The 25,470-nt window shown below is 63.2% G+C and carries 25 protein-coding genes; 12 read left to right on the forward strand and 13 right to left on the reverse strand.

Annotated elements, in window-relative coordinates; genetic code table 11:
- Nucleotides 1-73: 73 nt before the first annotated feature.
- On the forward strand, nucleotides 74-970 hold the full coding sequence (locus EJA05_RS27735) for a D-hexose-6-phosphate mutarotase (protein ID WP_125861146.1): 897 nt from the start codon (nucleotides 74-76) through the stop codon (nucleotides 968-970).
- A 126-nt stretch (nucleotides 971-1,096) separates the two neighbouring features.
- Here EJA05_RS27735 and EJA05_RS27740 read toward each other — a convergent pair whose 3' ends face one another.
- The 5 genes from EJA05_RS27740 to EJA05_RS27760 all read right to left on the reverse strand — a co-directional run bounded on the left by EJA05_RS27740 (nucleotide 1,097) and on the right by EJA05_RS27760 (nucleotide 4,708).
- Nucleotides 1,097-1,630 (reverse strand): DUF3299 domain-containing protein, encoded by a 534-nt coding sequence (locus EJA05_RS27740; RefSeq protein ID WP_167409845.1) that lies wholly within the window; start codon nucleotides 1,628-1,630, stop codon nucleotides 1,097-1,099.
- 50 nt (nucleotides 1,631-1,680) lie between these two features.
- Complete coding sequence (locus EJA05_RS27745; protein ID WP_050707557.1) at nucleotides 1,681-1,926, reverse strand: GlsB/YeaQ/YmgE family stress response membrane protein; 246 nt, start codon at nucleotides 1,924-1,926, stop codon at nucleotides 1,681-1,683.
- A 96-nt stretch (nucleotides 1,927-2,022) separates the two neighbouring features.
- Entirely contained in the window at nucleotides 2,023-3,105 is a 1,083-nt protein-coding gene (locus EJA05_RS27750) for a 5-(carboxyamino)imidazole ribonucleotide synthase (RefSeq protein WP_125466090.1), read from the reverse strand.
- Nucleotides 3,106-3,115: 10 nt separating this feature from the next.
- Nucleotides 3,116-3,607 carry a 5-(carboxyamino)imidazole ribonucleotide mutase gene (purE, locus tag EJA05_RS27755; RefSeq protein ID WP_110995095.1) on the reverse strand — a complete coding sequence of 164 codons (492 nt, stop codon included), beginning with the start codon at nucleotides 3,605-3,607 and terminating at the stop codon, nucleotides 3,116-3,118.
- Between the two features lie 171 nt (nucleotides 3,608-3,778).
- Nucleotides 3,779-4,708 (reverse strand): LysR substrate-binding domain-containing protein, encoded by a 930-nt coding sequence (locus tag EJA05_RS27760; RefSeq protein ID WP_110995094.1) that lies wholly within the window; start codon nucleotides 4,706-4,708, stop codon nucleotides 3,779-3,781.
- A 181-nt stretch (nucleotides 4,709-4,889) separates the two neighbouring features.
- Here EJA05_RS27760 and aspA point away from each other — a divergent pair, with 181 nt between their 5' ends.
- From aspA to EJA05_RS27785, 4 genes are all read left to right on the forward strand, one after another.
- The gene (gene aspA / locus EJA05_RS27765; RefSeq protein WP_125861148.1) at nucleotides 4,890-6,314 is read left to right on the forward strand and encodes an aspartate ammonia-lyase; all 1,425 of its coding nucleotides are present in this window, start codon (nucleotides 4,890-4,892) and stop codon (nucleotides 6,312-6,314) included.
- A gap of 260 nt (nucleotides 6,315-6,574) precedes the next feature.
- Nucleotides 6,575-7,567, forward strand: coding sequence for an AraC family transcriptional regulator (locus EJA05_RS27775; protein ID WP_125861152.1), 993 nt, complete (start codon nucleotides 6,575-6,577; stop codon nucleotides 7,565-7,567).
- A 310-nt stretch (nucleotides 7,568-7,877) separates the two neighbouring features.
- Nucleotides 7,878-8,918, forward strand: coding sequence for a histone deacetylase family protein (locus tag EJA05_RS27780; protein WP_125861154.1), 1,041 nt, complete (start codon nucleotides 7,878-7,880; stop codon nucleotides 8,916-8,918).
- 2 nt (nucleotides 8,919-8,920) lie between these two features.
- A complete protein-coding gene (locus tag EJA05_RS27785) occupies nucleotides 8,921-10,024 on the forward strand; it encodes a polyamine ABC transporter substrate-binding protein (protein WP_125861156.1) in 1,104 nt (367 codons plus the stop codon).
- A 132-nt stretch (nucleotides 10,025-10,156) separates the two neighbouring features.
- Here the strand turns inward: EJA05_RS27785 and pdxR are convergent, their stop codons facing one another.
- Complete coding sequence (pdxR, locus tag EJA05_RS27790; RefSeq protein ID WP_125861158.1) at nucleotides 10,157-11,686, reverse strand: MocR-like pyridoxine biosynthesis transcription factor PdxR; 1,530 nt, start codon at nucleotides 11,684-11,686, stop codon at nucleotides 10,157-10,159.
- 91 nt (nucleotides 11,687-11,777) lie between these two features.
- Here pdxR and EJA05_RS27795 point away from each other — a divergent pair, with 91 nt between their 5' ends.
- Genes EJA05_RS27795 through EJA05_RS27805 form a run of 3 tightly spaced genes read left to right on the forward strand, consistent with a single transcriptional unit; the run spans nucleotide 11,778 to nucleotide 13,545 of the window.
- A complete protein-coding gene (locus tag EJA05_RS27795) occupies nucleotides 11,778-12,407 on the forward strand; it encodes an FMN-binding negative transcriptional regulator (RefSeq protein WP_125861160.1) in 630 nt (209 codons plus the stop codon).
- A 12-nt stretch (nucleotides 12,408-12,419) separates the two neighbouring features.
- Nucleotides 12,420-12,866 (forward strand): GNAT family N-acetyltransferase, encoded by a 447-nt coding sequence (locus EJA05_RS27800; protein WP_125861161.1) that lies wholly within the window; start codon nucleotides 12,420-12,422, stop codon nucleotides 12,864-12,866.
- 7 nt (nucleotides 12,867-12,873) lie between these two features.
- Entirely contained in the window at nucleotides 12,874-13,545 is a 672-nt protein-coding gene (locus tag EJA05_RS27805) for a GNAT family N-acetyltransferase (protein WP_125861163.1), read from the forward strand.
- Nucleotides 13,546-13,586: 41 nt separating this feature from the next.
- Here EJA05_RS27805 and EJA05_RS27810 read toward each other — a convergent pair whose 3' ends face one another.
- The 3 genes from EJA05_RS27810 to EJA05_RS27820 all read right to left on the reverse strand — a co-directional run bounded on the left by EJA05_RS27810 (nucleotide 13,587) and on the right by EJA05_RS27820 (nucleotide 16,298).
- Entirely contained in the window at nucleotides 13,587-13,865 is a 279-nt protein-coding gene (locus tag EJA05_RS27810; protein WP_125861165.1) for a helix-turn-helix transcriptional regulator, read from the reverse strand.
- Nucleotides 13,862-15,187, reverse strand: a complete 1,326-nt coding sequence (locus tag EJA05_RS27815) for a type II toxin-antitoxin system HipA family toxin (protein ID WP_125861167.1) — start codon at nucleotides 15,185-15,187, stop codon at nucleotides 13,862-13,864. The genes EJA05_RS27810 and EJA05_RS27815 overlap by 4 nt, the downstream gene beginning before the upstream one ends.
- Before the next feature lie 211 nt (nucleotides 15,188-15,398).
- A complete protein-coding gene (locus EJA05_RS27820; RefSeq protein ID WP_125861169.1) occupies nucleotides 15,399-16,298 on the reverse strand; it encodes a homocysteine S-methyltransferase family protein in 900 nt (299 codons plus the stop codon).
- A gap of 105 nt (nucleotides 16,299-16,403) precedes the next feature.
- Here EJA05_RS27820 and EJA05_RS27825 point away from each other — a divergent pair, with 105 nt between their 5' ends.
- Both EJA05_RS27825 and EJA05_RS27830 read left to right on the forward strand, forming a co-directional pair.
- On the forward strand, nucleotides 16,404-17,225 hold the full coding sequence (locus EJA05_RS27825) for an ABC transporter substrate-binding protein (protein ID WP_125861171.1): 822 nt from the start codon (nucleotides 16,404-16,406) through the stop codon (nucleotides 17,223-17,225).
- On the forward strand, nucleotides 17,222-18,043 hold the full coding sequence (locus EJA05_RS27830; RefSeq protein ID WP_125861173.1) for an amino acid ABC transporter permease: 822 nt from the start codon (nucleotides 17,222-17,224) through the stop codon (nucleotides 18,041-18,043). The genes EJA05_RS27825 and EJA05_RS27830 overlap by 4 nt, the downstream gene beginning before the upstream one ends.
- A gap of 67 nt (nucleotides 18,044-18,110) precedes the next feature.
- On the opposite strand, the gene oadA is transcribed toward EJA05_RS27830, so the two are convergent.
- Both oadA and EJA05_RS27840 read right to left on the reverse strand, forming a co-directional pair.
- Nucleotides 18,111-19,919 (reverse strand): sodium-extruding oxaloacetate decarboxylase subunit alpha, encoded by a 1,809-nt coding sequence (oadA, locus tag EJA05_RS27835; protein ID WP_110995085.1) that lies wholly within the window; start codon nucleotides 19,917-19,919, stop codon nucleotides 18,111-18,113.
- Between the two features lie 98 nt (nucleotides 19,920-20,017).
- Nucleotides 20,018-21,433, reverse strand: coding sequence for an acetyl-CoA carboxylase biotin carboxylase subunit (locus EJA05_RS27840; protein WP_125466102.1), 1,416 nt, complete (start codon nucleotides 21,431-21,433; stop codon nucleotides 20,018-20,020).
- Between the two features lie 204 nt (nucleotides 21,434-21,637).
- Here EJA05_RS27840 and EJA05_RS27845 point away from each other — a divergent pair, with 204 nt between their 5' ends.
- A complete protein-coding gene (locus tag EJA05_RS27845; RefSeq protein ID WP_190306097.1) occupies nucleotides 21,638-22,585 on the forward strand; it encodes a LysR family transcriptional regulator in 948 nt (315 codons plus the stop codon).
- Here EJA05_RS27845 and EJA05_RS27850 read toward each other — a convergent pair.
- On the reverse strand, nucleotides 22,527-22,745 hold the full coding sequence (locus EJA05_RS27850) for a PA3496 family putative envelope integrity protein (RefSeq protein WP_125861177.1): 219 nt from the start codon (nucleotides 22,743-22,745) through the stop codon (nucleotides 22,527-22,529). The two genes, EJA05_RS27845 and EJA05_RS27850, sit on opposite strands and share 59 nt — an antisense overlap.
- A 279-nt stretch (nucleotides 22,746-23,024) precedes the next feature.
- Entirely contained in the window at nucleotides 23,025-23,891 is an 867-nt protein-coding gene (hexR, locus tag EJA05_RS27855; RefSeq protein ID WP_110995081.1) for a transcriptional regulator HexR, read from the reverse strand.
- 103 nt (nucleotides 23,892-23,994) lie between these two features.
- On the opposite strand from hexR, the gene zwf reads away from it, so the two are divergent.
- The gene (gene zwf / locus EJA05_RS27860; RefSeq protein ID WP_125466104.1) at nucleotides 23,995-25,437 is read left to right on the forward strand and encodes a glucose-6-phosphate dehydrogenase; all 1,443 of its coding nucleotides are present in this window, start codon (nucleotides 23,995-23,997) and stop codon (nucleotides 25,435-25,437) included.
- Nucleotides 25,438-25,470: the final 33 nt, after the last annotated feature.

The following is a 25,470-nucleotide window of genomic DNA, read 5'->3' on the forward strand; positions in this document are numbered from 1 at the left end:
GCCAGGCGAGCGGTAAACTCATTGCAGGCTAACGGGTCCAACGGCCCGACAGGCATTCAATGAGACGAGCGCAATGGCTACCTATCAGGTCGACACCGAGCAACACGGCGAACTCAACTGCTGGCGCATCACCAGCGACCGTGCAGAACTTCTGATCGCCCAGCAGGGCGCGCAGGTCCTCAGCTACCAGCGCATCGGCGAGCCGCCTCTGCTGTGGCTGAGCGACCAGGCCATCTTCCGTCAGGGCAAGTCAGTGCGTGCCGGGGTACCGGTGTGCTGGCCCTGGTTCGGCAATCTGCAGCGCAACCCGCAATCGGTCCAGGACATGTTCCAGGGCGAACAGGCACCGGCCCACGGCTTGGCCCGTGGCCGCGACTGGCAGTTGCTCGGCATGGAAGAGTCCGGCAACAACCTGCTTATCGAATTCACCCTGCCCGAAGCCCAGGGCGAACTGCCAGGCTGGCCCCATGACGTCGAGCTCAAACTGCGGGTGGAGCTGGGCGATCAGTTGCAACTGACCCTCACCAGCTACAACCTCGGCAATACCAACCTCACCCTCAGCCAGGCCCTGCACAGTTACTTCGCCGTGAGCGATGTGCGCCAGGTGCAGGTGGAAGGCGTCGATGGCCTGGGCTATATCGAAACCCTGGCCGACTGGGAGCAGCGCCAGCAGCAGGGCAACCTGGCGTTCACCGGCGAGACCGACCGCATCTACCTGAATGCACCCCAACAGCTGGCCATCGTCGACCAGCACTGGAACCGGCGCATCACCCTGCAGGCCAGCGGTTCACGCAGTGCGGTGATCTGGAACCCTTGGACCGACCGCGCCCAGGAGCTGCCGGACATGGCCGACGATGGCTGGCAGCGCATGCTGTGCATCGAGACGGCGAATGTGTGGGATGACGTGGTGGAGCTCAAGCCTGGGGCGAGTCATTCGCTGAGCGTAGTGATCGGTAGCGAAGCGCTCTGATCTGAAATTTTCAAAGTCAGTGCCGGCCTCTTCGCGGGTAAATCGCAGCGGCGAACCGCCGCTCCCACAGGTTATGCGGCGGCCTGTGGGAGCGGGTTTACCCGCGAAGAGGCCGGCCCAGGCAAGTCAAAGATCGGCATCCTCCACCACCCTCACCTTACCGGCATCCAGCGCATAGGCCGCATCGGCCAGGTCATTGCTGACCTTCTCCACCTTCAACTGTCCAGTCACCCACAGCGGTGTGTAGATATCGTCGATTTTCAACCCTTTCGGATACCGCACCAACACCAGCTGGTTCGGCGGCGGCGGCGGCACATGGATGCAGGCGCCGGGGTACGGCACCAGGAAGAACAAGGTGCTGTTGCCCTTGGCATCGCTCTCCAGCGGCACCGGATAGCCGCCCAGGCGGATCTGCTTGCCGTTCATGGCGGCCACGGTCTTGGTCGAGTACATCACCGCCGGCAGGCCCTTGCTCTGCTTCAGGCCACCCTTGGCAGTGAACACGCCCTGGGCTTCGGGGGAGTTGTGGTCGATCTCGGGCATCTGCTCGAGGGCCTTCTGGTCCGACTTGGGCATCAGCTCCAGCCAGTCGGTCTCGGGCAATTCGGCATGGGCCAGGGTGCTGGCAAGCAGCAGGGGGATGAGGAAAAACGCACGCATGGAAATGCTCGGCAACTCAGGTTTGAATTGCCGAGCATTCTAGCCTGTGTTCAGTTCTTCTTGATGAAGCCGTAGATCACCAGAAGGATGATGGCGCCGACCAGGGCCCCGAAGAAGCCCGCGGCCTGCCCGGCCTGGTAGATGCCCAGGGCTTGCCCGCCATAGGTGGCGGCCAGGGAACCGGCGATGCCGAGGAGGATGGTCATGATCCAGCCCATGCTGTCGTCCCCAGGTTTCAGGAAGCGCGCCAGCAGGCCGACGATCAGGCCGATGAAGATGGTTCCAATGATGCCCATGGCAATCCCTCTAAGGTGAAAGTGGAACAAGCCAAAGCCTAGTCAGCGCTTTGGCTTGTTGCCATCTCAGAGGGTCGGTTGCCTCAGGAAGTTCGCTCAGCCAGCGATCAATGCCTCTACTTCGGCGATCTTGGCCTTGAGCGTGGCCATGTCGGCGCAACGCAGGGTGGCGTGGCCGACCTTGCGCCCGACCTTGAAGGCCTTGCCGTAGTGGTGCAGGTGGCAATCGTCGATGGCGACAACCTTGTCCACTGCCGGCACTTCGCCGATGAAGTTGAGCATGGCGCTCTCACCGACCTTGGCGGTCGAGCCCAGCGGCAGGCCGGCAACGGCACGCAGGTGGTTCTCGAACTGGCTGCACTCGGCGCCTTCGATGGTCCAGTGCCCGGAGTTGTGCACGCGCGGGGCGATTTCGTTGGCCTTCAGGCCACCGTCGACCTCGAAGAACTCGAAGGCCATCACGCCGACGTAGTCCAGCTGCTTGAGCACGCGGCCGACGTAGTCTTCGGCCAAGGCTTGCAGCGGGTGCGCGTCGCTGGCCACCGACAGCTTCAGGATGCCGCTGTCGTGGGTGTTGTGCACCAGCGGGTAGAAGCGGGTTTCGCCATCACGGGCGCGCACGGCCACCAGCGACACTTCGCCGGTGAACGGCACGAAGCCTTCCAGCAGGCACGGCACGCTGCCCAGCTCGGCGAAGGTGTCGATTACGTCTTCGGGTTTACGCAGGACCTTCTGGCCCTTGCCGTCATAACCCAGGGTACGGGTCTTGAGCACGGCCGGCAGGCCGATGCTGGCCACGGCGGCGTCGAGGTCGGCTTGCGAGAGGATGTCGGCGAAGGCTGGGGTGGGGATCCCCAGGTCACGGAACATGCTCTTCTCGAACAGGCGGTCACGGGCGATGCGCAGGGCTTCGGCGCTCGGGTACACCGGCACGAACTGCGACAGGAAGGCGACGGTTTCCGCCGGCACGCTTTCGAACTCGAAGGTCACCAGGTCGACTTCGTCGGCCAGCTGGCGCAGGTGGTCCTGGTCGCCGTAGTCGGCGCGCAGGTGCTCGCCCAAGGGGGCGGCGCAGGCGTCCGGGGCCGGGTCGAGGAAAGCGAAGTTCATGCCCAGCGGGGTGCCCGCCAGGGCCAGCATGCGGCCCAGCTGGCCGCCACCGATTACACCGATCTTCATATCGTCAGCCTCAAGCCTGGCGCGGGTCTGGATTGTCCAGCACGGTGTCGGTCTGCTCCGTGCGGAACTGCTTGAGCGCCGCGTGGAACTGCGGGTGCTTGGCACCGAGGATGCTCGCCGACAGCAGGGCCGCGTTGATCGCGCCGGCCTTGCCGATGGCCAGGGTGGCCACCGGGATACCGGCCGGCATCTGCACGATCGACAGCAGCGAATCGACGCCCGAGAGCATCGACGACTGCACCGGCACGCCCAGCACCGGCAGATGAGTCTTGGCGGCGCACATGCCCGGCAGGTGGGCGGCGCCACCGGCACCGGCGATGATCACCTCGATGCCACGGCCTTCGGCCTCATCGGCATACTGGAACAGCAGATCCGGGGTGCGGTGGGCGGAAACCACCTTCACTTCGTAGGGAATGCCGAGTTTTTCCAGCATATCGGCGGTGTGGCTAAGGGTGGACCAATCGGACTTGGAGCCCATGATCACGCCAACCAGTGCACTCATCGTCGAGCCTCTTCGCTTGTGCGCCCGCAGGCGCGTCAAAAAACAACAAGCCACGCGGGACGACCGGCGTGGCTTGTTTGCTGATCTGGACCGGAGCTATCCGGTCGAAAGGCCGCGCAGTATAACGTAACGCAGGCCCATCACGGCACCCCCGGCGACCAACTGTCGCCCTTATTTTTCGGGGCTTTGGCTGACTTTCGGGTCAACTGAACCGCCTTCCAGCTTGCGCCATAGCAAACGCACGTTGGCCTTGCGCACCAGGGCACAGCGATAGAGGCGGATTTCCAGCGGTACATGCCACTGGCTGGCGCCACAGACCACCAGCTCGCCACGCTCCAGCTCGCCGCGCATGGACAATTTGGGCACCCAGGCGATGCCCATGCCTTCCAGCGCCATGCTTTTGAGACTGTCGGCCATGGCCGTTTCATACACCGTGGTATAGCGCAGGTTGCGTTGGCGCAGCAGCAGGTTGACCGAGCGGCCGAGGAAAGCACCGGCGCTGTAGGCCAACAACGGCACGCTGCCCTCGCCTTCCAGGTCGAACAACGGCTTGCCATCGGGGCCCACCGCACACACCGGGAGCATTTCGGTGTTGCCCATGTGCAATGAAGGGAAGATTTCGGCGTCCATCTGCAGCGCGGCGTCCGGGTCGTAGAACGCCAGCATCAAATCGCAGCCGCCCTCGCGCAATGCATGCACCGCATCACCCACGTTGGTGGCCACCAGACGGGTGGCGATGTTCAAACCGTCGTTGCGCAACTGGGCTACCCAACGCGGGAAAAACCCCGAAGCCAGCGAGTGCGCCGCCGCCACCTGGATCACCTCGCCCTGCCCGCCTTCAAGATGATGCAAATGCCGAAGAACTTCGCTCAACTGGTCGACAACAGTACGCGCGGTGACGAGAAACAGCTGCCCGGCCTCGGTCAGTTCGATGGGGGTGCGGGAACGATTCACCAAGGTCAGCCCCAAGGCCGCTTCCAGGCTGCGGATGCGCCGGCTGAAAGCTGGCTGGGTGACGAAGCGGCGCTCGGCCGCTTGCGAGAAACTGCGGGTTGAGGCCAGGGCACTGAAGTCCTCCAGCCATTTGCTTTCGAGGTTCATCGACTACTCCGCAACGCGTGCACCAAAATGGAACACGCTCGATTGTCAATCGGCGTCACATCAAACCGTATGCCGTTTGTGCATAGGTTAGCGTGCAACAGCATTGGCCGCCAAATCTGCCCAGCCCTAGCATTGGCGGCATTCCGGCAGGTGCCGGGTCAAAATCGAGATGATATCCATCATGTCCTCCGCTGCATCGTTCCGCGTCGAAAAAGATCTGCTTGGTACCCTTGAAGTCCCTGCCGATGCCTACTACGGCATCCAGACTCTGCGCGCTGCCAACAACTTCCACCTCTCCGGTGTTCCGCTGTCCCACTACCCGAAACTGGTAGTCGGCCTGGCGATGGTCAAGCAGGCAGCTGCTGACGCCAACCGTGAGCTGGGGCACCTGAGCGATGCCAAGCACGCCGCGATCAGCGCAGCCTGCGCACGACTGATCAAGGGCGACTACCACGAGCAGTTCGTGGTGGACATGATTCAAGGCGGTGCTGGTACTTCCACCAACATGAACGCCAACGAAGTCATCGCCAACATCGCGCTGGAGGCCATGGGCCACCAGAAGGGTGAGTACCAGTACCTGCACCCGAACAACGATGTGAACATGGCGCAGTCGACCAACGACGCCTACCCGACCGCGATCCGTCTGGGTCTGCTGCTGGGCCACGACGCCCTGCTGGCCAGCCTCGACAGCCTGATCCAGGCCTTCGCTGCCAAAGGTAAAGAATTCGACCACGTACTGAAGATGGGCCGCACCCAGCTGCAGGACGCCGTGCCTATGACCCTGGGCCAGGAATTCCGCGCCTTCGCCACCACCATGACCGAAGACCTGCAGCGCCTGCGCTCGCTGGCTCCGGAACTGCTGACCGAAATCAACCTGGGCGGTACCGCCATCGGTACCGGCATCAACGCCGACCCGGGCTACCAGGCCCTGGCCGTACAGCGCCTGGCAACCATCAGCGGCCAGCCGCTGGTTCCGGCTGCCGACCTGATCGAAGCCACCTCCGACATGGGCGCCTTCGTGCTGTTCTCCGGCATGCTCAAGCGCACCGCGGTCAAGCTGTCGAAGATCTGCAACGACCTGCGCCTGCTGTCCAGCGGCCCACGCACCGGCATCAACGAGATCAACCTGCCGGCGCGCCAGCCAGGCAGCTCGATCATGCCAGGCAAGGTCAACCCGGTTATCCCGGAAGCCGTCAACCAAGTCGCCTTCGCCATCATGGGCAACGACCTGGCCCTGACCGTTGCTGCCGAAGGTGGCCAGCTGCAGCTGAACGTGATGGAGCCGCTGATCGCCTACAAGATCTTCGACTCGATCCGCCTGCTGCAACGCGCCATGGACATGCTGCGCGAGCACTGCGTCGTCGGCATCACCGCCAACGAACAGCGCTGCCGTGAACTGGTCGAGCACTCGATCGGCCTGGTCACCGCCCTGAACCCTTACATCGGCTACGAAAACGCCACCCGTATCGCCCGCGTTGCCCTGGAAACCGGCCGCGGCGTACTGGAACTGGTGCGCGAAGAGAAGCTGCTGGACGAAGCGATGCTCAACGACATCCTGCGTCCGGAAAACATGATCGCTCCACGTCTGGTTCCGCTGAAGGCGTAACCCGACCGTAGCAAACAGTCTCACCAGGTCGAGGGACTAGACACCTCTCAACCTTTCAAGGGCCCGAGCGCACGCATCGGGCCCTTTTTTTATGCGAGTTTCACCCCCTTTGTGGGAGCGGCTTCAGCCGCGAAGCAGGCGACGCAGTACATGGCACCGGCTGCGCCGGTGTTCGCGGCTAAAGCCGCTCCCACAGTGGGCAACACTCTCCGGCACACAACTTGCTCCATAATGCCCCTCAGCCCCACGGGACACCGAGCATGCTGCATAGCCACCTCACCACCCTCAATGCCGTTTCGCTGATCCTCCAGGTGTTCCAGGAACAAGACGTGGACGCGCAGCTGCTGCTTGCCGGCAGCGGCATTGGCCTGGCAGACCTTGAGCACCCGGACGCGCGCATCACCACCCAGCAAGAACTGCAGGTGTGCGCCAACGCCCTGGCCCGGCGCGAGGACATCGGCCTGGAACTGGGCCGGCGCATGCATGTGTCGTGCTACGGCATGCTCGGTTACGCGCTGCTCTCCAGTGCCACTTTGGGTGACGCCCTGCGCCTGGCGCTGAGCTTTCCGGCACTGCTGGGAACAGTATTCCAGTTGCGCCTGGTGGATGATGGCCAGCGTGTCTGGCTCAGCGCCAGCGACCACTACGACGCGCCAGGGCTGGCTGCCTTCAATGCCGAGTTCTGCCTGGTGTCGCTGAAAGTGATCTGCGACGACCTGCTCGGCCGCCCGCTGCCCTTGCTGGCGGCACGCTTCGAACACCCCCGCCCCGGTTACCACGCGCTCTACGCCGGTGCATTCGCCTGCCCGCAGGGTTTCGATGCGGGCGACAACGCCTTCGCCTTCGAACGCCGCTGGCTGGACATGCCACTGCCGCTGGCCGACCCGATCACCCACAAGGCGATGAGCGAGCGCTGCCGGCGTTTGAACCTGGAATTCACCGGGCGCCAGGCCTGGCTGGGGCGGATTCGCCAGCTGCTGCTCCAGCAGCTGGATGCGGCGCCCGGGCTGGAGGGCCTGGCGCGGCAGATGAACTGTTCGTCGCGCACCTTGCGCCGGCACTTGCAGGCGCTGGGCAGCAGTTATCAACAGCTGCTCGACGAGCTGCGCTTCGAGCGGGCCAAGCAATTGCTGGCCGAGGACCAGATGCCGATCTATCGGATTGCCGAAACGTTGGGGTTCAGTGAGACCGCGAGTTTCAGGCATGCCTTCCAGCGTTGGAGCGGCGTGGCGCCGAGCCATTTTCGCGGTTGACCTGTACTGGCCTCTTCGCGGGTAAACCCGCTCCCACATGGACCGCGCTAACCTCGAGGCAAGCATCGTACCTGTGGGAGCTGGCTTGCCAGCGATGAGGCCAGCACTGACAACATAAGACAGTTGCTCCCACAGGATCACCGCAGGTCTCGAGGCCTGCATCACCCTGTGGGAGCGGGTTTACCCGCGAAAGGGCCGGGTCAGGATGACTTGGCCACATTGATCCCCTTTTGGCCGTTTGCAACGTCCCCCGGTCTGCCGGCCGCCCACCAGAATGGGCCCACGCCAGTGATTACCCGGAGAACAACAAATGCTGACGATCTATTCCGATGACCATCGCCTGCACCACGGCCGCTGCGAGCTGATCGACGGCAAGCTGATGCCCTGCTTCGAGATGCCCTCGCGCGCCGACCATGTGCTGGAGCAGGTGAAAAAGCGCAACCTTGGCGACGTCCAGGGCCCGACCGACTTCGGCCGCGCCCCGCTGCAGCGCATCCACAGCGCCGACTACCTGAATTTCTTCGAAGGCGCCTGGGCACGCTGGGCCGCGCTCGGCCACGACGGCGACCTGCTGCCCTTCACCTGGCCGGCACGCACCCTGCGCCAGGTCAAACCCACCGGCCTGCATGGCGAGCTCGGTTACTACAGCTTCGACGCCGGCGCACCGATCACCGCCGGTACCTGGCAGGCCGCCTACAGCGCCGCGCAAGTCGCGCTCACCGCCCAGGCGGCGATCCAGCAAGGCGCCCACTCGGCCTTCGCCCTGTGCCGCCCACCAGGGCACCACGCCGCCGCCGAAGTGATGGGAGGCTATTGCTACCTGAACAACGCCGCCATCGCCGCCCAGGCCTTCCTCGACCAGGGCCGGCGCAAAGTGGCCATCCTCGATGTCGACTACCACCACGGCAACGGCACCCAGGACATCTTCTACCAGCGCAACGACGTGTTCTTCGCCTCGATCCACGGCGACCCGCAGGACGAGTTCCCGTTCTTCCTCGGCTATGCCGACGAGACCGGCGAAGGTGCAGGCGTTGGCTGCAACATCAATTACCCACTGCCCGCCGGCAGCGACTGGGCGGCCTGGAGCGCCGCGCTGGAAGCGGCCTGCCAGCGCATCGCCGAGTACGACGCCGACGTACTGGTGATCTCCCTTGGCGTGGACACCTTCAAGGACGACCCGATCTCGCAGTTCAAGCTGGACAGCCCGGACTACCTGGAAATGGGCAAACGCATCGGCCAACTCGGCAAGCCGACCCTGTTCGTGATGGAAGGTGGCTACGCTGTGGAGGAAATCGGCATCAACGCGGTCAATGTGCTGGAAGGCTTCCAGCGCGCCCAGCCAGGAGCCTGAACATGGTCCGACTCAAGCGTCTGCTCGCCCCACTCATCGCCGCCAGCCTGTTCACCGGCGCCCTGCAGGCCAACGCCGCGCCGGGCACCCTGCGGGTGTACAACTGGTTCGACTACATCACCCCGCAAACCCTCGTCGATTTCCAGAAGGACAGCGGGGTCAAGCTGATCTACGACATCTTCGACACCAACGAGGCGCTGGAAGCCAAGCTGCTGACCGGCAACTCCGGCTATGACGTGGTGGTGCCGTCCAACGTGTTCCTTGCCAAGCAGATCGAGGCCGGGGTGTTCCAACCCCTGGACCGCAGCAAGCTGCCCAACTGGCAGCACCTGGACCCGGCGCTGATGAAGCTGATCGAAGCCAACGACCCGGGCAACAAATTCGCCGTGCCTTACATGTACGGCACCGTGCTGATCGGTTTCAACCCGGCCAAGGTCAAGGCGGTACTCGGTGACAACGCGCCGGTGGACAGCTGGGACCTGATCTTCAAGGAAGAGAACATCGCCAAGCTCAAACAGTGCGGCGTGGCGCTGCTCGACTCGCCGTCGGAGATTATGCCGTTGGCGCTGTCGTACCTGGGCCTGGACCCCAACAGCGGCAAGCCAGCGGACTACCAGAAGGCCCAGGACCTGCTGCTGAAGATCCGCCCGCACGTGACCTATTTCCACTCCTCCAAGTACATGGCCGACATCGCCAATGGCGACATCTGCGTGGCGGTGGGCTATTCCGGCAGCTTCTCCCAGGCTGCCAACCGTGCGCGCGAAGCCAAGAACGGCGTGGTGGTGGACATGCGCCTGCCGAAGGAAGGCGCACCGATCTGGTTCGACATGCTGGCGATCCCGAAGAACGCGGCCAACCCGGAAGATGCCCACACCTTCATCAACTACCTGCTGCGGCCTGAGGTGATTGCACCGATCAGTGATTTCGTCGGCTACCCGAACCCGAACAAGGATGCGACCGACAAGGTCAGCCCGGCGATCCGCAACAACCCCAACCTGTATCCGACGGCCGAGGCGATGGCCAAGCTGTATACCCTCAAGCCGCTGCCACGGGATGCCGAGCGGGCAAGGACCAGGGCCTGGACCAAGATCAAATCCGGCACTTGATCATGTAGACATCGGGGCTGTGTTGCAGCCCATCGCCGGCAAGCCGGCTCCCACACCGATCGCATTAGTCCAAGTTATGCGCTAACCCTGTGGGAGCCGGCTTGCCGGCGATGGGCCGCAGAGCGGCCCCAGCTATCGCCAGGCCTTGCGCAGGCGCATCAATGCATCCGCAATCTGCGCCTCCGGCACTGCCGCAAACCCCAGCACCAGCCCCGCGCGCTTATCCACAGGCACCTCGCTGTCTTCCAGCCAATACCCACTCAGCGGATTGACCTCCACCCCCACCGCCTCGGCCCGGGCAACCAACGCTTGTTCCCGCGCAAAGTTATCCACAGCCACTTTCACATGCAGCCCCGCCGCCACTTCCGGCATTGCCCCCAGCCCCGGTACATCCACCGGCCAGCCAGCCTTCAACACATTCCTGCGCGCCAACGCCGCCCGGCGCATGCGGCGGATATGCCGCTGGAAATGCCCCTGGGCCATGAACTGCGCCATGACACACTGGCTACCCACTTCCGAATGGCGCACCGCCAGCGCCTTGGCCTGGCTGAACACTTGCACCAGAGATTTGGGCAGCACCAGGTAGCCCATCCGTAGCGCCGGGAAAGCGATCTTGCCGAAGGTGCCGACGTACAACACCCGACCCTGCCGATCCAACGCAGCCAGCGGTGCCAGGGGCGCGCCGCTGTAGCGGTACTCGCCGTCGTAGTCGTCCTCGACGATCCACCCGCCCTGGCGCTCAGCCCAGGCCAGCAACGACAGGCGCCGGGCCAGGCTCATGGTGACGCCGGTCGGGTACTGGTGGGCTGGGGTCACATAGGCCAGCCGACAGTCCGCCAGCTCGGTCAGGCGCGCGCAGTCCATGCCCTCTTCATCCACCGGCACGCCGCTGACCCTTGCCCCCGTCAGGGCGAAGGCGTGCCCGGCGGCGCGATAGCCTGGGTTTTCCACAGCCACCCCGTCACCGGGCTGTAACAACAGCTGTGCACAAAGGCTGATCGCCTGCTGTGCGCCACTGGTGATCACAATTTGTTCAGCCGTGCAGGAAAGCCCCCGCGAGCGACGCAGATAGGTGGCGATCAGCTCACGCAACTGCACTTCTCCCGCCGGGTCGCCATAACCGAGCAGCGCCGGGTCGGGATTTCGCCAGAAACCCGCTTGCAGCTTGGCCCAAACCTCGAAAGGAAAGAGGTCGAAGGCGGGCAGGCCGACCCTGAAAGCCTTCGGCGAGCCGCTTCTGGGAGGCGGCAGGTGGTGATTTTTCAGACGCTGCAATGGTTCGCTACACGCGATGAAACTGGATGAATCCTCAGTGTCAGATGCCTGAAATGTGGATAACCCTGTTGATAAACCCCGGGATAACCCTGTGGACAGTTGTGTGGATAGTTTTCCCAGCCGGCTCACGTAAGTGCCATCGCCTACCCGGCTTTCGATGAAGCCTTCGGCATACAGCTGGTCATAGGCGCGCACCACGCTGTTGCGCGACAACGCCAGCATCGCCGCCAGGTCGCGGGTAGCCGGCAGCCGTGTGCCGCCTTCCAGGCGCCCATCCAGCACGCGGGCGCGCAATGCCTGATAGAGCTGCTGGCTGAGCCCGCGGCGGCTGCGGTCGAGAACGATGCCGGCCGGGTCGAAAGGCAACGCGTGGGTACGTTCGCTCATGGTATTGGACCTATCAAAACAGTCATTAATGGCTCTTACACAGAGCCAATAGCCTGCCTAGGATGAAGCCACAGCACAAGGATCCCCCGGCATGTACAACAGCAAACCGCACCAGGAACACGACCTCGGCCGCCTGCACCAGCACATGCTGCAAACCCGCCTGGCCACACTGGTCAGCCACGGCGAACAGGGGCTGCTGGCCAGCCACTTGCCGGTGCTGGTCGCCACCGACGAGGGCGAGTTCGGTACGGTCTATGCCCACCTCGCCCGGGCCAACCCGCAATGGCAGGACCTGGCGCAAGGCGCCGAAGCGTTGCTGGTATTCCCCGGCGCCGACGCCTATGTGAGCCCTGGGTTCTACCCGAGCAAGGCCGACAATCCCAAGGTGGTGCCCACCTGGAACTACACGGCGGTGCATGCCTGGGGCCCGGCGACGGTTATCCACGAGCCCGCCTCCTTGCTCGACATCGTCAGCCGCCTGACCGACCGCCATGAGCAAAGCCGCGCAGCGCCGTGGCGGGTGGCCGATGCCCCTGCGGACTACCTCGACAGCATGCTCCGCGCCATCGTTGGCATCCGCCTGCCCATCAGCCGTTTGCAGGGCGCACGCAAACTCAGCCAGAACCGCTCGGCACAAGACATCGCCGGGGTACGCGAAGGCCTGGCCGCCAGCGCCGACCCTGCGGATAACCAACTCGCCGCGCACATGCGCGACCTCTGAAGGAAAAGGCCCATGACCAGCATCACCCTGCGCCCGGTGGGCGCCAACGACCACGCCGCCTGGCTGCCCCTGTGGCAGGCCTACCTGCGCTTCTATGAAACCGAACTGCCCGAAGCGGTCAGCGCCAGCACCTGGCAACGCCTGCTGGACGGGCACGAGCCGACTCATTCGGCGCTGGCCTGGGTCGATGGCAAGGCGGTGGGGATGGTCAACTTCATCTACCATCGCTCCAACTGGAGCATCGAGTCTTCCTGCTACCTGCAAGACCTCTACGTGGACAGCGCAGTGCGCGGCCTGGGCATCGGCCGGCAGCTGATCGAGCATGTCTACGCCACGGCCAAGGCCGACGGCTGCGCCAAGGTGCACTGGCTGACCCACGAAACCAACGCCACCGCCATCAGCCTGTACGAGCAGGTTGCCGAGCGCCCCGGCTTCATCCAATTTCGCAAAGTACTGTAGGCCGCCCATGACCGACGCATTGAACTGGAAACCCGCCGGTACGCCCAAGGCCGCCCCCCTCGAGGGCCGTTTCATCCGCCTGGAGAAGCTCGACCCGGCGCGCCATGGCGCCGACCTCTGGGACGTGCTGCAAGGGCCAGGCTCGGACCCGGTGCTGTGGGACTACCTGCCCTATGGCCCGTTCGTCGAACGCGCCAGCTTCGACCGTTGGCTCGACGGCAACGCCGCCAGCCGCGACCCGCTGTTCTACAGCGTGATCGACCGCGCCAGCGGCCAGGTGCAGGGCATCCTCAGCTACATGTCGATCGTGCCGGAACAGGGCCGCTTCGAGATCGGCCATATCGCCTTCGGCGCCGCCATGCAGCGCACGCCCAAGGGCACCGAGGCGGTCTACCTGCTGAGCAAGCTGGGCTTCGCCCTGGGCAACCGCCGCCTGGAGTGGAAGTGCAACAACGCCAATGCTCGCTCCAAGCGTGCGGCGCTGCGGTTCGGCTTTGTGTTTGAAGGGGTGTTCCGTAACCACATGGTGGTCAAGGACCGCAATCGGGATACGGCCTGGTACTCGATCACAGATGCCGAGTGGCCGGCCGTGGCGGCGGGGTTCGAGCGTTGGTTGAGTGAGGAAAACCAGCAGCCTCAGGGGCAGGTGCGAACGCTCGAGGCATGTCGCCTGGGTTGAAGCAGTCGCGGGGCAAGTCGCATCGGCGCCCCGCGATGCAGTCAACCGATCTGCCGGTTACGACTGACCACGCCCATCTTCAACCCGAACGGCTTGAACACTGCATTCAGCGACTTGAGCGTGGGGTTGCCTTCCCCCTGCTCGATCTGAATCAGCGTGCGAACCGAAATCTTGCACATCTTCGCAAACTGCGCCTGCTGCATCTTGGCCACCTCGACACGCAAGCGTCGCACTGCCGCGCCGAGTTCCAGGCTGCCGTCGGCGATACCTTCGCGCACAGCATCGATCAACAAGCCGCGCACATCGATGGAAACTGTCATGCCAGCCCCCAGGCGGTCAGCCGCCGTTGCAGTGAGCCGAGGGCAATGGCCGGATGGTTCATTACCGCATCAGAGAGCCCCATACCGGACAGGATGTCCGGCAATGCCTGCAGGTTGCCGGCATCCTGGCGCAGGCGCTGGAAGGCCTGCTCCGGATCCATCAGGGGCGCCAAGGCATCACAGGCCGCCCGCCAGTCGATTTCGCCAGCACGCTCGATGGGTGTCGGCCATTTGGTCGTCCGAGTTATTCCTTCCTGGTCCATCACCATTGGCGCCAAGTCATAGATAGGCGCCAGGCGTACCGCATCACGCGTGCGGATGATTGCCGTGTTGCGCCCATGGTTATCAGCGTTGCCCAGAATCTTGTTGATCAGGTCTCGACGTAAATAATCCGCAATCATTTCAGGCACTTCACCTTTCTGCCCTGCTTCTTTCCACAGCCCGACCAGGGCCGCTATCACCTCCAGATGCCCCATTCGGCTACCGGCTTCGGTCACGCCGCACAATGAATACACCGACTCCACCGCGAACCGCTCTACCCCTTGGGCTGTGACCTGGCGGTCGAAGCGTTCCATCCACAGGCTGGGCTTGCTGCCTTCTTCCAGCGCCATGTGCGAGCTGGCCACCGTTTCCAGGCCAAGCTGTTGCAAGGCTTTGTAGTACAAGTGCTCAGCACGCAGGATTTCCTGGTCGTTGGCCAAGGCCTGATTTCTGGCGAACTTGATGAACCAGTGACGCTGGGCGCGTTCATCGGCAAGCACCGCATCCGGATAAAGCCGGCCATCAGCGTCTTCGGTCATCAACAGCTTTGGCGCTTCCCCGCCGGCACCTGTTGCGCCGCCGATCGCCGCTCCCTGCTCATAGGCGTACTCCAGAAAGCGTTGATCCCGCGTGACAACGTCCTCCCGGGTAAAGCCCAAGGGATCTGCCAGATCCAGCTGCTCGATCGACTCCTTGATACGCAAGTTGCCAACTGGTGCGGGAGTACAGCGCCCCAACAGAAAAAGGTCATCGCCGATATCTGCCGGTTTCTCACGGCCTATGTGCTTGAGCAGAAAGCGCTTGGCCGCGCCCGCAGGGGCGATGTCATGTAGGAATGCAGGGGCGTGTGCCAGCCGATGAGCACCAAAATCGACGGGTAGCCTGGCGCTTACCGCTTGGCAGAACAGGCTGTCGTAGGCGTCTGTATGGTTTTTTACGTAATCGGAGGTGTAGGCGAACTCGCAGGGGCTGAGCAAACTTTGCTCAGGCGCAGCAAAATTCAAAGCCATGGCGTCATGCCATTGGCCGTTGGTGTATAGCTGGAGCGTCAGTCTGCTCATTGAACACCTGCAATTTACTGCACTTTTTGCATCGAGACCTGGAAATGTCTGCAGTATAGTGCAGATTCCGACGACTACATCGTTCTAATCTGCATTTAAATACACTTATCGGTCGAGCGATGACAAAAAACTGCAGTAAAGTGCAGTTTAAAAAGCATGGGGATACTTGTCCCATTGGCCCGTCCTTAGCGGCAGGCCACGATCTACCTGGTCAAACCAGCTTCGCCTTGAGCTCGGCAATGTGCTCCGGGCCGATCCCGCAGCAACCGCCGAGCAAGCTGGCACCGCGCTGGCGCCAGTTCTGTGCCCAACTCAGGTAGCCCGGTGGGTCGAGGTCTTCACGCAGCTCGTCCAGGCCATCATTGGCCGTTGCATCCTTGGGCTGGGGCGGGAAGGCGTTGGCGTAGGCACCGATGGCGATATCAGCCCCCAGGCGCTCGAATGCTGCCTTGGCGGCATCGATGGCATCACCGATCACTTCGGGCTGGCTGCAGTTGAACAGCAACACCTGCGCACCCAGTGCGGCAACGGCTTCGGCGGCTTGCGCGACCGGTTCACCCGAGCGCAACCGTGGCACGTCATCGACGTCTTCATCGCGCAGGGTGAACGACACCCAGAACGGCTTGCCATCGCGCGGCAGCTGCGCGTGGATGGCTTGCACTTCCGCGATCGAACTCTGGGTTTCCGCCAGCCACAGGTCGACATGCTCCGCCAGGCCTTCAAGCAACGGCGTCAGCACTGCGGCGACCTGTTGCGGCTGGAACAGGTCCGGGCGATAGGAACCGAACAGCGGCGGCAAGGAACCGGCAACCCGCACCTTACCCCCGGCAGCATCGGCAGCCGCCCGTGCCAATTGCCCTGCGGTTTGTGCCAGGGCGTAACCTTCTTTGGCAAAGCGCGCTTCGCCGATATGAAAGGGCACCACCGCATAGCTGTTGCTGGTGATCACTTCGGCACCCGCCGCGATGTAGGCGGCATGGACGGCCACCACGGCCTCCGGCGCTTCGCTCAGCGCCAGCGCCGACCACTCCGGCTGACGAAACGGCGCACCCCGGCGCTGCAATTCCCGCCCCATGCCGCCATCCAGAATAACCAACGACCGTTCGCCCATATGCCATTCACTTATATTGATATGAATAAAATTCACTAGTTAGTACATGCTTATAACTATTAAATATCAAACATCCTTTATTCAAGCACTTTTTCAGGTATCTCCATGCGTATACCAACCTTGCTGGGCGCCGGTCTCCTTGCCCTGAGCGCTGCCACTCAAGCCTTCGCAGGCGCCACGCTGGAACGTGTGGAAACCCGCAAGGAACTGGTCAATGTGCTGATGGAGAGCTACCCGCCGTTCTCTTTCCTCAACGAGCAGAATCAACTCGACGGCTTCGATGTGGACGTGGCCAAGGCAGTCGCCGAAAAACTGGGCGTGAAGCTGCGCCTGGAAACACCCTCCTGGGACGTGATCGCTGCTGGCCGCTGGAGCGGCCGCTACGACATCTGCATCTGCTCGATGACACCGAGCAAGGCGCGCGCCGAAGTGTTCGACTTCCCGGTGGAGTACTACGCCTCGCCGGCGGTGATCGTGGTCAATGCCAAGGACGAGCGCATCCACTCGGCCAAGGGCCTGGACGGCCGCAAGGTCGGCCTGACCAGTGCCTCCAGCTACGAGAGCTACCTGAACAAGAACCTGGTGATCGAAGGCGCCGAAGACCGCAAGATCGACTACCCCTTCGACTTCGTCCAGGCCGCCCCGTACGACACCGACAACGTTGCCTTCCAGGACCTCGGCCTGGGCGCCGGCGTGCGCCTGGATGCAATCCTGACCAACCTGGTGACCGCGCAACCCCGCCTGGACCAGGACAAGCGTTTCAAGCTGGCCGGAGCGCCGTTGTATGAAGAGCCAAACTCGGTGGCCATCGAAAAAGGCGACCCAGAATGGGATGCCAAGGTGCGCCAGGTGTTCGCCGAGCTGAAAGCCGAGGGTACGCTGGCGAAGCTTTCGCAGAAGTGGATCGGCGCCGACATCAGTAAATGAGTGCACATCAAACTGCTCCCAAACCCGTCGCCACAACGACGGGCTCGCGCCTGCTGGGCTTTCGCAGCCGGCTGTACCTGACGTGGCTGGTATTGTTGCTGCTGTTCGTGGGCTTTTTCTTAAACTTTGATCTGAAATTTTCGATCATCGTGGAGAAATTCCCCAACCTTGCAGGCTTCCGGCTTGGCCCCAACGGCTTTTTGCAAGGCGCCGCGCTGACCCTGTTCCTGTGCATCTGCTCGATGTTCACCTCGGTGCTGCTGGGCTTTGCCGCCGCCTTGGCAAGGCTGTCCAGCAGTGCGGTGCTGTTTGGCGTGGCGAGTTTCTACACCTCGTTCTTTCGCGGCACACCGCTGTTGATCCAGATTCTGCTGATCTACCTGGGCCTGCCACAGCTGGGCCTGGTGCCGGGCGCCATCGCCGCCGGGATCATCGCCCTGTCATTGAACTACGGCGCCTACCTGAGCGAGATCTTCCGCGCCGGCATCATCGGCGTCGCCGTCGGCCAGCGCCAGGCGGCCCTGGCCCTGGGCATGCGCCCGGCAGCGATCTTCTGGCACATCACCCTGCCCCAGGCCATGCGCACCATCATCCCGCCGAGCGCCAACCAGTTCATCTCGATGCTCAAGGACTCGTCGCTGATTTCGGTGATGGGGGTCTGGGAAGTGATGTTCCTGGCCCAATCCTACGGCCGCTCGAGCTATCGCTACCTGGAGATGCTGACCACCGCGGCGGTGATCTACTGGGTGCTGTCGATCCTGCTGGAGCTGGTGCAGGCCCGGCTGGAGCGGCATTTCGGCAAGGGTTACCAACGCTGAACGGCAGGCGAAAAAAAGGGGAGCATTCGCTCCCCAGAGGTTAACCGCTTGTAGATGAAGGCTTATCTCAGCCTTCGATCTCGATCAGGATCTCGCCCGGGGTGACCCGGTCGCCCTTGGCCACATGGATGGCCACGACCTTGCCGGCGATCGCCGCCTGCACTTCGGTCTCCATCTTCATGGCTTCGGTGATCAGCACCGCTTGACCGGCCTTGACCACGTCACCTTCCTTGACCAGCACATCGACGATGTTGCCCGGCATGGTGGTGCTGACGTGGCCAGGGGCGCTGGCCTGCTTGCGCTTGCTGCTGCCACCGCCGACGAACTCGTTGAGTGGCTCGAACACCACTTCTTCCGGCATGCCGTCGATGGACAGGTAGAAGTGACGCTTGCCTTCGGCCTTGACGCCCACGCCGGTGATATCGACGCGGTAGGTTTCGCCGTGCACGTCGATAACGAACTCGGTCGGCACGCCCTCACCGCCCACCGAGCCCACCGCGCCGGCTTCCGGAATCGGCAGCAGGGCTTCGGGGGTGAGGGTGCCGGCTTCGCGCTCTTCGAGGAACTTGCGCCCGATATCCGGGAACATGGCGAAGGTCAGCACGTCTTCTTCACTGCGCGCCAGGGCGCCGATGTCACTGCGCAGCTTGGCCATTTCCGGCTTGAGCAGGTCGGCCGGGCGCACGTCGATCACTTCTTCGCTGCCGATGGCCTGGCGGCGCAGCTGCTCGTTGACCACGCCCGGGGCCTTGCCGTAGCCGCCCTGCAGGTACAGCTTCACTTCGTTGGTGATGGTCTTGTAGCGCTCGCCGGCCAGCACGTTGAAGAACGCCTGGGTGCCAACGATCTGCGAGGTCGGGGTGACCAGCGGCGGGAAGCCGAGGTCTTCGCGCACCCGTGGGATCTCTGCCAGCACTTCGCCCATGCGGTTGAGCGCACCTTGCTCCTTGAGCTGGTTGGCCAGGTTGGAAATCATCCCGCCCGGGACCTGGTTGACCTGCACGCGGGTATCCACGGCGGTGAACTCGCTCTCGAACTGGTGGTACTTCTTGCGCACGGCATAGAAATACAGGCCGATTTCCTGCAGCAGCTCCAGGTCCAGGCCGGTGTCGAACTCGCTGCCCTTGAGCGCGGCGACCATCGATTCGGTGCCCGGGTGGCTGGTGCCCCAGGCGAAGCTGGAAATGGCGGTATCGATGTGATCGACACCGTTTTCAACGGCCTTGAGCTGGCACATTGCGGCCAGGCCGGCGGTGTCGTGGGAGTGGATGAACACCGGCAGCGACTGCTCGGCCTTGAGTGCCTTGACCAGCTCGCCGGTGGCGAACGGGGTCAGCAGGCCGGCCATGTCCTTGATCGCCACCGAGTCGCAACCCATGGCTTCCATCTGCTGGGCCTGCTTCACGAAGGCATCGATGGTGTGCACGGGGCTGGTGGTGTAGGCGATGGTGCCCTGGGCGTGCTTGCCGGCGGCCTTGACCGCCTCGATGGCCACGCGCAGGTTACGCACGTCGTTCATGGCATCGAAGATGCGGAACACGTCGATACCGTTGACCGCAGCCTTGGCGACGAAGGCTTTGACCACGTCGTCGCTGTAATGGCGGTAGCCCAGCAGGTTCTGGCCGCGCAGGAGCATCTGCAGGCGGGTGTTGGGCAGTGCGCTGCGCAGCTTGCGCAGGCGCTCCCACGGGTCTTCTTTCAAGAAGCGCACGCAGGCGTCGAAGGTGGCGCCGCCCCAGACTTCCAGCGACCAGTAGCCGACTTTGTCGAGCTTGTCGCAGATCGGCAGCATGTCTTCGGTGCGCATGCGGGTGGCCAGCAGGGACTGGTGGGCGTCGCGCAGGATCGTGTCGGTAACAAAGATTTTCTTGGACATTATTCTCTCCTCGTAGCGACAAGCTTCAAGCTACAAGCCGCAAGAAAAAGCCGATCCGCTTTTACTTGCAGCTTGCCGCTGACAGCTTGCAGCTGCATTCAAAGGCCTGCGTGGGCGGCGATGGCAGCGGCGATGGCCAGGGCCAGCTCTTCGGGTTTGCGCTTGATCGAGTAGTTGGTCAGTTCGGGGTGGCTTTCGACGAAGCTGGTGTTGAACTGGCCGCTACGGAATTCGGGGTTGCGCAGGATTTCCTGGTAATACGCGGCGGTGGTCTTCACCCCCTGCACACGCATGTCGTCCAGAGCCCGCAGGCCGCGGTCCATGGCTTCTTCCCAACTCAGCGCCCAGACCACCAGTTTCAGGCACATGGAGTCGTAGAACGGTGGAATGGTGTAGCCGGTGTAGATCGCCGTGTCAGTGCGCACGCCCGGGCCGCCGGGGGCGTAGTAACGGGTGATCTTGCCGAAGCTGGGCAGGAAGTTGTTCTTCGGGTCTTCGGCGTTGATGCGGAACTGCAGGGCGAAGCCGCGGTGCTGGATGTCTTCCTGCTTGATCGACAGCGGCAGGCCCGAGGCGATGCGGATCTGCTCGCGGACGATATCGATGCCGGTGATTTCCTCGGTGATGGTGTGTTCCACCTGCACCCGGGTGTTCATTTCCATGAAGTACACCTCGCCCTCGGCGAGCAGGAACTCCACGGTACCGGCGTTCTCGTAGTTCACCGCCTTGGCCGCGCGCACGGCCAGGTCGCCGATGTAGGCGCGCTGCTCAGGGGTGAGCTGCGGGCTGGGGGCGATCTCGATGAGCTTCTGGTTGCGGCGCTGGATCGAGCAGTCGCGCTCGAACAGGTGCACCACGTTGCCGAAGCTGTCACCGAGGATCTGCGCCTCGATGTGCTTGGGGTTGACGATGCATTTTTCCAGGAACACTTCTGCCGAGCCGAAGGCCTTGGTGGCTTCGGAAATGACCCGGGGGAAGTTCTGTTCCAGCTCTTCACGGCTGTTGCAGCGGCGAATGCCTCGCCCGCCACCGCCGGAAGTGGCCTTGAGCATCACCGGATAACCGATGCGGTCGCCTTCCTGCAGAGCTTCATGGATGTCGGCAACGTTGCCTTCAGTGCCCGGGGTCACCGGCACACCGGCCTGGATCATGGTGCGGCGCGCTTCGGTCTTGTCGCCCATGCGGCGAATCACGTCAGCGGCCGGGCCGATGAACTTGACCCCGCGTTCGGCGCAGATCTCCGCCAGCTCGGCGTTTTCCGACAGGAAACCGTAGCCCGGGTGCAGGGCATCACAGCCGGTTTCCACAGCCAGGTTGACCAGCTTGCGCGGGTTCAGATAACCGGCCAGGGGCTCGGCACCAATGCTGTAGGCCTCATCGGCGCGCTTGACGTGCAAGGCGTGACGGTCGGCGTCGGAGTAGATCGCCACAGAGCGAATGCCCATCTCGGCGCAAGCGCGCACGATTCGAACTGCGATTTCACCCCGGTTGGCGATCAGGATTTTTTTTATCACTGGAGTCTTCCCAAAGCCGTAGGAACAGACGATCCGGTTTCACCGGTCGGCGCGTGACCAGACGTCGCTGGCCAGTCGCACAATCACCCTAGCGTTGTAGGTCGATAAACAAAAATCAATATTTGTTAGGGCCAGTATTAGCAAAGGCTTATAGTTCGGTAACAAGGTTTTGCCAAAACAGGTGAAAAAATGCGTAAGTCATTGATGCGTATGACATTGCGTCAATTGCAGATCTTCAATGAAGTGTGTGATTTGCGCTCCTACAGCCGGGCGGCCGAGGAAATGGCACTGACGCAACCCGCCGTAAGTCTACAAATACGTCAGCTCGAAGAACTGGTGGGCCAGCCGCTGTTCGAGTACGTCGGCAAGAAGCTCTACCTGACCGAGGCCGCCGAAGCGTTGCAACGCGCCAGCCGGGATATCTTCGGGCGCCTGGAGAACCTCGACATGCAGCTGTCGGACATGCAGGGCTCACTGCAGGGTCAGCTGAAACTGGCGATCGAATCCAGCGCCAAGTACTTCGTGCCACACCTGTTCGCCGCCTTCAAGCAGCGCCACCCGGAGGTCAACCTGACCTTGACGGTGGTCAACCGGGCCCAGGCGATCAGGCGCCTGTCGGACAACCGCGACGACCTGATCATCATGTCCATGGTGCCCCAGGACATGGGGCTGGAGTTCCTGCCCTTCCTCAACAACCCGATCGTCGCCGTGGCGCCGCCGGACCACCCGCTGTGCAAGCTCGAGAGCCTGCGCCTGCAGGACCTTGAACCTCATACCCTGCTGGTCCGCGAGCAAGGCTCGGGCACGCGCAAGGCCTGCGAGGAGTTCTTCAAGGACAAGCGCGTGCACTTCACCCAGACCCTGGAGGTAGCCTCCACCGATTCGCAGCGTGAATGCGTGGTGGCGGGCCTCGGCATAGCCCTGCTGACCCGCCATGCGGTCAACCTGGAACTGGCCACCGGCCTGCTCAAGGAGCTGCCGGTCGAGGAGCTGCCGCTGTACCGCAGCTGGTGCATCGTGCAGGCTAAAGCCAAGCGCCAGTCACCGGTGGCCTTGGCGTTCCAGGCATTCATCCGCGGCGAACGTGCGCAGATCAGCGCGCTTGTTGAGCGTTTTTCGGGGAAGTTGCCGCCGATACCTGCCACACCGTGATGTCCTGCAGCTCGGGGTAGTCGGCCAGCGAGCGCAGCAGCTCGCGGCGGTCGCAGTAGCTTTCGATCGCGCGGCGGAACTCCATGCGGCGCTGGTCCTTTTCCTGCTGCTTGCGAGCCTTGGCGTTGGGTTGGTACGAACCGTCGTGTTCACGTGCCATTGCCTGTCTCCCAGATAGGATGGGGGGAGTTTCAGACTGGCGCTGCAGGTTTACCGTTTGGCGGTGGAAGGGTGACAGATTTATGAATCTTCGCTGTCTTTACCGACCATATCGCAGGCTTTGACCGCTCCCACAGGCCTGGCGCCTATCCTGTGGGAGCGGCTTTAGCCGCGAAGCAAGCGACAGGGTGCATGGCACCGGCTACGCCGGTGTTCGCGGCTGAAGCCGCTCCCACAGAGCCGGTGTCGCTTCAGAGGTTGGCGATGTGGCCCGTGCAGGTCAGTCGTCTGTAGCCTTGATCGACTTGGGCGACAAACGCAGGCTGCGCAAGCTGCGCTTCACGCTCTTGAGGTGGTTGACCAGGCTCGGGCCACGGGCCATGGCCACGCCCATGGCCAGCACGTCGATCACTACCAGGTGAGCAATGCGCGACGTCAGCGGGGTGTAGATTTCGGTGTCTTCGTGCACGTCGATCGCCAGGTTGACCGTCGACAGCTCGGCCAGCGGTGTCTGGCTGGGGCACAGGGTGATCAGGTTGGCACCGCTCTCGCGCACCAGGTTGGCGGTGATCAGCAGGTCCTTGGAACGCCCCGACTGCGAGATGCACACTGCCACATCACCCGGCTTCAAGGTAACCGCCGACATCGCCTGCATGTGCGGGTCGGAATAGGCCGCCGCAGTGAGCAGCAGACGGAAGAACTTGTGCTGGGCGTCGGCGGCCACCGCGCCGGACGCGCCAAAACCATAGAACTCTACGCGCTGCGCCTGGGCCATGGCACTCACCGCTTGCTGCAGGGCCTGCGGGTCGAGGTGCTCACGCACTTCCATCAGTGTGTGCAAGGTAGTGTCGAAGATCTTCAGGCTGTAGTCGGCAACCGAGTCGTCTTCATGGATGGCGAACTGGCCGAAACTGGCCCCGGCGGCCAGGCTCTGCGCCAGCTTGAGCTTGAGGTCCTGGAAGCCCGAACAACCGATCGCCCGGCAGAATCGCACGATGGTCGGCTCGCTGATCCCCACGTTGTGCGCCAGGTCGGCCATCGAACTGTGCATGACGGCAGCCGGATCGAGCAGCACGTGGTCGGCCACTTTGAGTTCCGATTTGCGCAACAGGTGGCGCGATTGGGCGATATGTTGCAACAGATTCACGGTCTGGACTCGGTTATGATCGGCTGGCCGGGATGTAGCTTTCTTGTAGTTATACTACATGCTCGCCAACCCGCCCAGTTAAACGAACGTGGAGAGTGGTGGTTTGACTATACCTTGCGACATCCTGGTCTTCGGCGGCACCGGCGATCTGGCCCTGCACAAGCTGCTTCCGGCGCTCTACCACCTGTATCGCGAGGCCCGCCTGCACAATGCCGTGCGGATCATCTCACTGGCCCGCCGCCCGTTGCCGCGCAACGACTACGTCAAGCTCGCCGAACGCCACTGCCGCGCACAGATCGCCCGCCAGGACTTCGACGAGGAGGTCTGGCAGCGCTTCTCGGCGCGCCTGGACTACTTCCCCATGGACGCCGCGCAAAGTGCCGACTTCGGCCGCCTGGCGCGCTACCTGGGCGAGCCCGGCGGGCTGACACGCATCTACTACCTGGCCACCGCGCCCCAGCTGTTCGTGCCCATCGCCAACCACCTGCGCATCGCCGGCCTGGCCGACAACGAGGCGCGCATCGTGCTGGAAAAGCCCATCGGCCATTCGCTGGAGTCGGCCACCGCGATCAACGAAGCGATCGGCGAAGTGTTCGACGAGTCCCAGGTATTCCGCATCGACCACTACCTGGGCAAGGAAACGGTGCAGAACCTCATGGCCCTGCGCTTCGCCAATGCCCTGCTGGAGCCGGTGTGGCGCAACAGCCAGGTGGACCATGTGCAGATCAGCGTCTGCGAAACCCTCGGCGTGGAGAGCCGCGGCGCCTACTACGACCGCGCCGGCGCCACCCGCGACATGTTGCAGAACCACCTGCTGCAGCTGCTGTGCCTGGTAGCCATGGAGCCGCCGGCGCAATTCGACGCCGAAGCCGTGCGGGACGAGAAGGTGAAGATCCTGCGCGCCCTCAAACCTATCACTGGCCAGGACGTGCAGGACAAGACGGTGCGCGGCCAGTATGGCGCCGGCAAGATCGGCGGCCAGGAAGTACCCGCCTACTACTTCGAGAAAGATGTCGACAACGACAGCGACACCGAGACCTTCGTCGCCGTCCAGGCGCACGTCGACAACTGGCGCTGGGCTGGGGTGCCGTTCTACCTGCGCACCGGCAAACGCATGGCGCGGCGCTCGTCGCAGATCGTCATCCAGTTCAAGCCGGTGCCCCACGAGCTGTTCAGTGGCGGCCAGGTCAACCAGTTGCTGATCCAGCTACAGCCGGACGAGCACATCAGCCTGCGCATGATGACCAAGAGCCCCGGCAAAGGCATGCGCCTGGCGCCCGTCGAGCTCGACCTCAACCTCGCCCAGGCGTTCGCCCAGACCCGCCGCTGGGACGCCTACGAGCGCTTGCTGCTGGATGTAATGGAAGGTGACTCCACGCTGTTCATGCGCCGAGACGAGGTGGAGGCCGCCTGGGCCTGGATCGACCCGATCCTGCAGGGCTGGGAAGAACACTTCCAGGCACCACGCCCTTACCCCGCTGGCAGCAACGGACCGGAGCAGGCCAACAGCCTGCTCGCGCGCCATGGCCAGGCCTGGCACCTGTAACGGCGCTGCAATCGCCTGGACAACGGCAGCGCC

Origin of the sequence: Pseudomonas oryziphila (genome assembly GCF_003940825.1) — a bacterium.
GTDB classification, from domain to species: domain Bacteria; phylum Pseudomonadota; class Gammaproteobacteria; order Pseudomonadales; family Pseudomonadaceae; genus Aquipseudomonas; species Aquipseudomonas sichuanensis.